Source organism: Synechococcus sp. W65.1 (assembly GCF_047461615.1).
Classification (GTDB): Bacteria; Cyanobacteriota; Cyanobacteriia; order Thermostichales; family Thermostichaceae; genus Thermostichus.
On sequence record NZ_JANSHI010000017.1, the window covers coordinates 39,950 to 46,082 of the forward strand.

The 6,133-nt window shown below is 56.6% G+C and carries 6 protein-coding genes; 4 read left to right on the top strand and 2 right to left on the bottom strand.

What is annotated here, in order from left to right; all coding sequences use genetic code 11:
* Positions 1-14 precede the first annotated feature (14 nt).
* Positions 15-389: a RidA family protein gene (locus tag NW806_RS09680; RefSeq protein WP_414410937.1), complete on the bottom strand. Its 375-nt coding sequence runs from the start codon at positions 387-389 to the stop codon at positions 15-17.
* 143 nt (positions 390-532) lie between these two features.
* Between NW806_RS09680 and NW806_RS09685 the strand changes: the two genes are divergently transcribed.
* Complete coding sequence (locus tag NW806_RS09685; protein WP_414410938.1) at positions 533-901, top strand: phenylpyruvate tautomerase MIF-related protein; 369 nt, start codon at positions 533-535, stop codon at positions 899-901.
* Between the two features lie 50 nt (positions 902-951).
* Here NW806_RS09685 and gshA read toward each other — a convergent pair whose 3' ends face one another.
* Complete coding sequence (gshA, locus tag NW806_RS09690) at positions 952-2,088, bottom strand: glutamate--cysteine ligase (protein ID WP_414410939.1); 1,137 nt, start codon at positions 2,086-2,088, stop codon at positions 952-954.
* A gap of 95 nt (positions 2,089-2,183) precedes the next feature.
* Here gshA and NW806_RS09695 point away from each other — a divergent pair, with 95 nt between their 5' ends.
* From NW806_RS09695 to NW806_RS09705, 3 genes are all read left to right on the top strand, one after another.
* Positions 2,184-3,623, top strand: coding sequence for an NAD(P)/FAD-dependent oxidoreductase (locus NW806_RS09695; protein ID WP_414410940.1), 1,440 nt, complete (start codon positions 2,184-2,186; stop codon positions 3,621-3,623).
* Positions 3,620-4,909: a hypothetical protein gene (locus NW806_RS09700; protein WP_414410941.1), complete on the top strand. Its 1,290-nt coding sequence runs from the start codon at positions 3,620-3,622 to the stop codon at positions 4,907-4,909. The genes NW806_RS09695 and NW806_RS09700 overlap by 4 nt, the downstream gene beginning before the upstream one ends.
* 142 nt (positions 4,910-5,051) lie before the next feature.
* On the top strand, positions 5,052-6,133 hold a 1,082-nt coding region (locus NW806_RS09705; protein WP_414410942.1), incomplete at its 3' end, for a hypothetical protein.

The following is a 6,133-nucleotide window of genomic DNA, read 5'->3' on the forward strand; positions in this document are numbered from 1 at the left end:
CGCTTCAGTTGCTGTTATCGGTAGCAGGCTACCGCCTCGATTTCCACCAAAGCATTGAGGGGCAGACAGGCCACCTGGATACAGGAGCGGGCTGGTGCGGGCTCGGTGGCGAAGAACTCTCGATAAACCTCGTTCATGGCGGCAAAGTCTTTCATATCCGCCAAAAAGACCGTGGTTTTTACCACATTGGCTAGGCACGTTCCCCCCGCTTCCAGCACCGCCTTTAGGTTTAGCAGCGCCTGCCGAGTTTGCGAGGCAACATCTTCTCCCACCAACCTGCCGGTTTTGGGATCCAAGCCCAACTGGCCAGCAGTAAACAGGAAAGGCCCGGAAGCGACAACGCCCTGGCTGTAAGGACCTACAGGGGCAGGAGCAGCCTCGGTTCGCACCTCCCGGGGACCTGCCCCGGCTTGAGGCTTAGAACTGACCGGCTTCCTCTGCTCCATGGGGATTGGCGGAACTCTGCAGCTAACCTACCACAGCTGGATCCCCGGCAATGGCAAGATCTACTCGTCGGCCAAAAGAAGCACCTATGCCCTTAATTAAGTTGCAAACGCCGCTGCAGCCTGAACCTGCCGCTGTGGAGGAGCTGCTCAAGTCGCTCTCTGCCGCTCTGGCCAAACAGGTGAGCAAGCCGGAAGCCTACGTGATGACCGCCTTTGAAGGAGGGATCCCGATGACCTTTGGCGGCAGTGCGGATCCCTGCTGCTACGCGGATCCCTGCTGCTACGTGGAAATCAAAAGCGTGGGTCAATTTTCCGCCGAGCAAACCCGGGCCATGAGTGAGTTTTTTTGCAGCGCCATCGAGGCAGCTTTGGGGATCCCGAAGAAGAGGATTTTCATCGAGTTCACCGAGGCCAAGGGCTACCTCTGGGGATGGAATGGCACAACCTTTGGATGAAATGCCGCCCAAGAAAACTGAAACGAGGAACGGCTGCCGTTGGCAAGAACCTAACCAACAAGCTGGCAGAGGGTTTTCTGTCTTTCTCGATCCTGGTCCTCTAGCTCTTGGATGGCCTGTTGGTACACCTGGGCAGGGGTGGATCCCTGGCTGACCTGCTGCAGCCAGCGCTGGGCCTCGTTGCCCCGCTGGAGCAGAGTTTGCAGGGGAGCCAAGAAGCAGCCCAGCCCCTGGGGTTGGCCAATGCGCCAGGCTTCGGCCAGCAGCTCTTCAATCCACTCCTGGGCTGAGCGTTCGCGGCCGGTGCGCCAATCGATCAGCCGGGCTTGCAAGGACTCGCGGGCGGCAGCTTGCTCGTTAGCCTCGCAAAGGCTCTCCAGCTCCGCAGGGGTAAAGGGCCCCTGCAAGGGATCCAGAACCTCCGGCTGGGATAGCAATTGCCAGAGGCGGGCCTCCACCAAGGCAGCAATGGCCAGGACCATCACTGGGTCCGCCACCAGGTCGCAGATGCGCAGCTCCACCCGGTTGAGATGGTAGGGCCGCTCCGGACCATTAGGCCGCACAGAAGCCCAGAGGTGGCGCACATTCTGCATCGTGCCCAGGGCCAGTTGCTCCTGCATCCAGGCGATGTAATGGGCGTGATCCCGGAAGAAGGGCACCTGAGCTGGCGTTTTGGGAAACACCTGCCAACGGCTGGAATGATAGCCCGTTACTTGGCCGTCCAGGAAAGGGGAAGAAGCGCTCAGGGCCAAGTAAAGAGGGGCTTCCGCCCGCAGCAGACGACAGGCGAGGAAAATGGCCTCGCTATCCGGCAGGCCAACATTGATGTGGATGCTGGCAGTTACCACCCGCGTGCCATAGGTGCGCTCGATGTAGTCGTGGTAGGGGTTGCCCGGATCCGAGCGCTCAAAGTGGTCGCTGCCGCCCAAAGCCAGGGTGCTCCCCGGCAAGAGGGTGTAAGGGCCCAGGCGGCGCAAAAACTGCCGCAGTTGCAGGCGGGGCCGAAGGAGGGCACAGAGCAGATCTTCGTAGCGGCGAAGGGGTGGGGTGATGTACTCTACGTTGCGCCGATCCGGTTCTCGCATAAACCCCGGCAAGGCCTGGCAGATGCGATCCGACAGCCCCACCACTTCCCCGGCAGCGGTGCCGGTGTACATTTCTACCTCAAAGCCTTTGGTCAACAGCACAGGCCAGCCTCCAGCCGCAGCCTCCTCTGCCCATTTTCCCAGGGTTTCGCAGGTACTACAATGTCGGCAAGGCTTGAAGGCGAGCGCAAGGCCAGATGCGGGATCCCATCTATATCCTGGGGGCAGGGCCGGCGGGCATGGCGGCTGCCTATCGCTTGACCCAGCTAGGCTTCCCCGTGGTGGTAGTGGAACGAGAAGAGGGAGTCGGGGGCTTGGCCAAAAGCATTCGCTACCAGGGGTTCATTCTTGACTATGGCCCGCACCGGTTTTTTACCAAGATCCCAGCGGTGCTGGAGTTGTGGAACCAGGTTTTGGGATCCGAACAAGTAACTGTCCGGCGGCTTACCCGCATCTACTACCGCAAGCAATATTTTCAGTACCCCATTCAAGCTTGGGAAGTCCTGCGCAAAGTGGGGTGGTGGGAAAGCCTGCGCATTGTCCTTTCCTATCTTTGGGCACAACTCATTCCGCGGCCAGCTCCCCGCAACTTTGCCGATTGGGTCAAGGGCAAATTTGGCGCTCGACTCTTTCAGATTTTCTTTGAAGGCTATACAGAAAAGCTTTGGGGGATCCCTTGCACCGAGATCAGTGCTGATTGGGCTGCCCAGCGCATCAAAGGTCTCAGTCTTGGAGAGGCCATACGAAAAGCATTGGGGTGGAATCGAGGTTTGGTGAAATCTCTAATCGATCAGTTTCAGTTTCCTCGGCTGGGATCCGGCCAGCTCTACGAAAAAATGCAGGAGTTTTTGCTGGCCGAAGGTCAAAAAGTTTGGCTAAATACAGAGGTCATTGCCCTTAGGCATGAGGGATCCCGGATTGTCAAGCTGCAATTGCGCAATCTTCAGGATGGAAGTGAAACATGGGTCTCCCCCTCCCACGTCATCTCCTCGATCCCTCTGACAGTTTTGGTGCAGAGCCTACAGGAGTTGCCTCCTCCAGAGGTACTGCAGGCAGCCCGCAACCTCAAGTTTCGCAACACCGTTTTGGTTTATCTGATTGTGGAGGGATCCCAGCTTTTCCCCGATAACTGGCTGTATATCAACGACCCAACAGTGCAGGTCGGTCGGGTAACCAACTTCGCCAATTGGTCGCCGGCTATGCTCCCCAACCGAGAACAAACCCCCTTGTGCTGTGAGTATTGGTGCAACTTTGGGGATCCCTTGTGGCAAGCTCCCGAGGAGCAATTGCTGGCTTTGGCCGAGAGGGAGCTACGCCAAATTGGCCTGCTGCAAGGCCAGAAGATCTCTGGCGGCTTTGTGGTGCGCCTACCCCGCACCTATCCTATCTACACCGGCAGCTACAAAGAAGACTTGGCCATCTTGCGAAGGTACCTCGGCCAGTTTGAAAACTTGCAACTGGTGGGCCGCTATGGCTCGTTTAAGTACAACAACCAGGATCACAGCCTGCTGATGGGCCTATTGGCGGCCGAAAACGTTCTCCGCCCCGGCAGCCACGATCTCTGGCAGGTGAACTCCGACAGCGATTACCAAGAAGAGATCAAAGTGCCACCCGCACCCGCGAAGGTCCGACGATGAGCTTCTCGCTTGGCCCTCTTTTGCGGCAAAGCTGGCAGCGTCTTGCCCCTTTCTCTATCCAGGTTTTGCTGCCAAGCTTAGCCTTGACAGGGCTGGAGATCTTCTTGATCTCCCTCTGGAGCAAGGGGGATGACTATGCTTCTATCTTCAAGGGTTTAACCCAGTGGGATAGCCACTGGTATCTAGGGATTGTGCGGCGGGGCTATCAGTTTGTGGGCTTTGACAAGATCGCCTACGAGCAGAGCAATGTGGCTTTCTTTCCGGGCTATCCTCTGGCGGTGGCCATCATGAGCCGCCTGTTAGGAGTTGAGCCGGAGCTGGGGCTTTATCTTACTGCCCAGCTCTTTTGCTGGCTGATGTGGATTTACCTTTTCCTGTTTTACCGCCGCTGGCAGATCCCCACTCTTTGGCAGGTTTTGGCAAGTCTAATAATCTTGGTTTATCCTAGTAGCTTCTACTTGGTAGTAGGTTACAGCGAGTCTCTGTTCGTAGCCAGCCTGCTAGGTTTTTTCTACTGGTCAATGGACTTGAACTCTCTCCGGTCGGCACTTTTGGCTGGGGCCCACGGCTTGGCGATGAGTGCCACTCGCATTGTGGGCCTGCCGGTGGCGTTGCTTCCTCTGCTGCGCCTGGGGGAGGGATCCCGCCGTTGGTTTTGGACAGCCGGCGCCGCTGTTTTGGCCTTGTTGGGCGGGCTGAGTTTTTTCCTCTACTGTCAGCTCCGCTTTGGCCGTTGGGATCTCTACATCGAAATGCAGCGCTACTTTGGCCCCAGTTCTTTCAGCTACTTGGCTATTATTCAACCTCGTACTTATGCCCCCTTCTTTTCTAGTCGCTATTGGCAGTCCTTGTTTTCCCTTTCCGAGGCTTTGGGGGATGGGATATGGGCAATTTCCATCAGTCAACTGTTTGTTCCCCTCACGCTGGGATCCCTAGTTGTTACAGGCTTGCTGGATGGGTTGAGTGTCCTGGTGGGCAAGAGCCGGTGCTGGCAAGAGCGACTGGGGTTTCACCTAGCCGCCTGGGCCATGTTCTCCATTTCCGTGGCTGGCATGAGTGCTGTGGCCCAGAGAAGTATGATCCGCTACTGCCTGCCAGTCCACATCCTGCAGGTGCTGACCTGGCTGCATGGGGTTAAATACACCAATTTCAGCTTCATCCCGCAACAGGTGCGTCCCTATCTTGGCAGTGTCCTGAGGCTGGGCTACTGGATCTTGGCTTTAGTCTTCTTTGCCCTGAATCAAGTCCTCACCTGGCGCTACGTCCAGCATCTCTGGGTGGCTTGATTGAACTTCCGTAGTCAAGAAGGAGAATGCGCCAATGAGTTTGCGCCCTTGCCACCTGTTGCAACAGATTTGCAGACTTTTAGTTGGCTTTTCTGCTCGGATTTTTTTGCTGGGCCTAGCGCTGACTGTTTTGCAAGTGTTAATGATATACCTTTGGACAAAACACAGCGACTATGCTTCTGCCTTTACAGCCCTGAGCCAGCGCGATAGCTACTGGTACCTGAGCATTGTGCGGCGGGGCTATCAGTTTGTGGGCTTTGACAAGATTGCCTACGAGCAGAGCAACGTAGCTTTTTTCCCCGGCTATCCCCTGGCAGTGGCCGCAATCAGTCACCTTGTGGGAGTTGACCCTGAACTGGGGCTCTACCTCACCGCCCAGCTCTTTTGCTGGCTGATGTGGGTTTACCTTTTCCTGCTTTACCGCAGGTGGCAAATTCCCCCCCTCTGGCAAATTTTGGCCAGTTTGCTCATCTTCTTCTATCCCACCAGCTTTTACCTGGTCGTGGGCTACAGCGAATCTTTGTTTATGGCCAGCCTACTGGGTTTTCTCTACTGGTCAATTCACGGGGGCCGTCCCCTGCTGATGCTCCTGGCTGGGATCCACGGCTTGGTGATGAGTGCTACTCGGATTGTCGGCTTGCCGGTGGCGCTGCTCCCTTTTTTGAATCTCCTGAAAGCGGGGGAGAGAACCCAAGCCCGCCGTTGGTTTTGGACGAGTATGGCAGCGAGCTTGGCTCTGTTGGGTGGCCTGGGCTTTTTTCTCTACTGTCAGCTCCGCTTCGGACGCTGGGATCTCTACCTGGAAATGCAGCGTTACTTTACCGGCGTGAAAGCCAATTATCAAGCTATTTTCCAAGCTCGCACATATGTCCTTTCCGCCGAACGCTGGCAAAGCTTACTCTCTCTTTCTGCACCGATGAAAGACCCTGGGCTGTGGGCTGACGCTCTTAGCCAACTGTTTGTGTCTGCCACCCTGGGATCCCTGCTTGTTACAGGTTTAATGGATGCGGCAGGAGTTATGGCAGGTAGAAGCCAGTGTTGGCGGGAGCGGCTGGGATTTCATCTGGCTGCCTGGGCCATGTTCTACATTGCCGTAGCCGGCATGAGTCCCCTGGGCCAGCGAAGCATGAGCCGCTACTGCTTGCCAGTTCACATCGTGCAGGTATTGGCGTTGGTGCATTGGGCTAAGTACACCGATTTTAGCTTCATCCCCGAACGGATCCG

Excerpts from the sequence above, each read along its gene's own strand:
- NW806_RS09685 (WP_414410938.1), top strand. The coding sequence starts at position 533 with ATGCCCTTAATTAAGTTGCAAACGCCGCTGCAGCCTGAACCTGCCGCT.
- NW806_RS09695 (WP_414410940.1), top strand. The coding sequence starts at position 2,184 with ATGCGGGATCCCATCTATATCCTGGGGGCAGGGCCGGCGGGCATGGCG.
- NW806_RS09700 (WP_414410941.1), top strand. The coding sequence starts at position 3,620 with ATGAGCTTCTCGCTTGGCCCTCTTTTGCGGCAAAGCTGGCAGCGTCTT.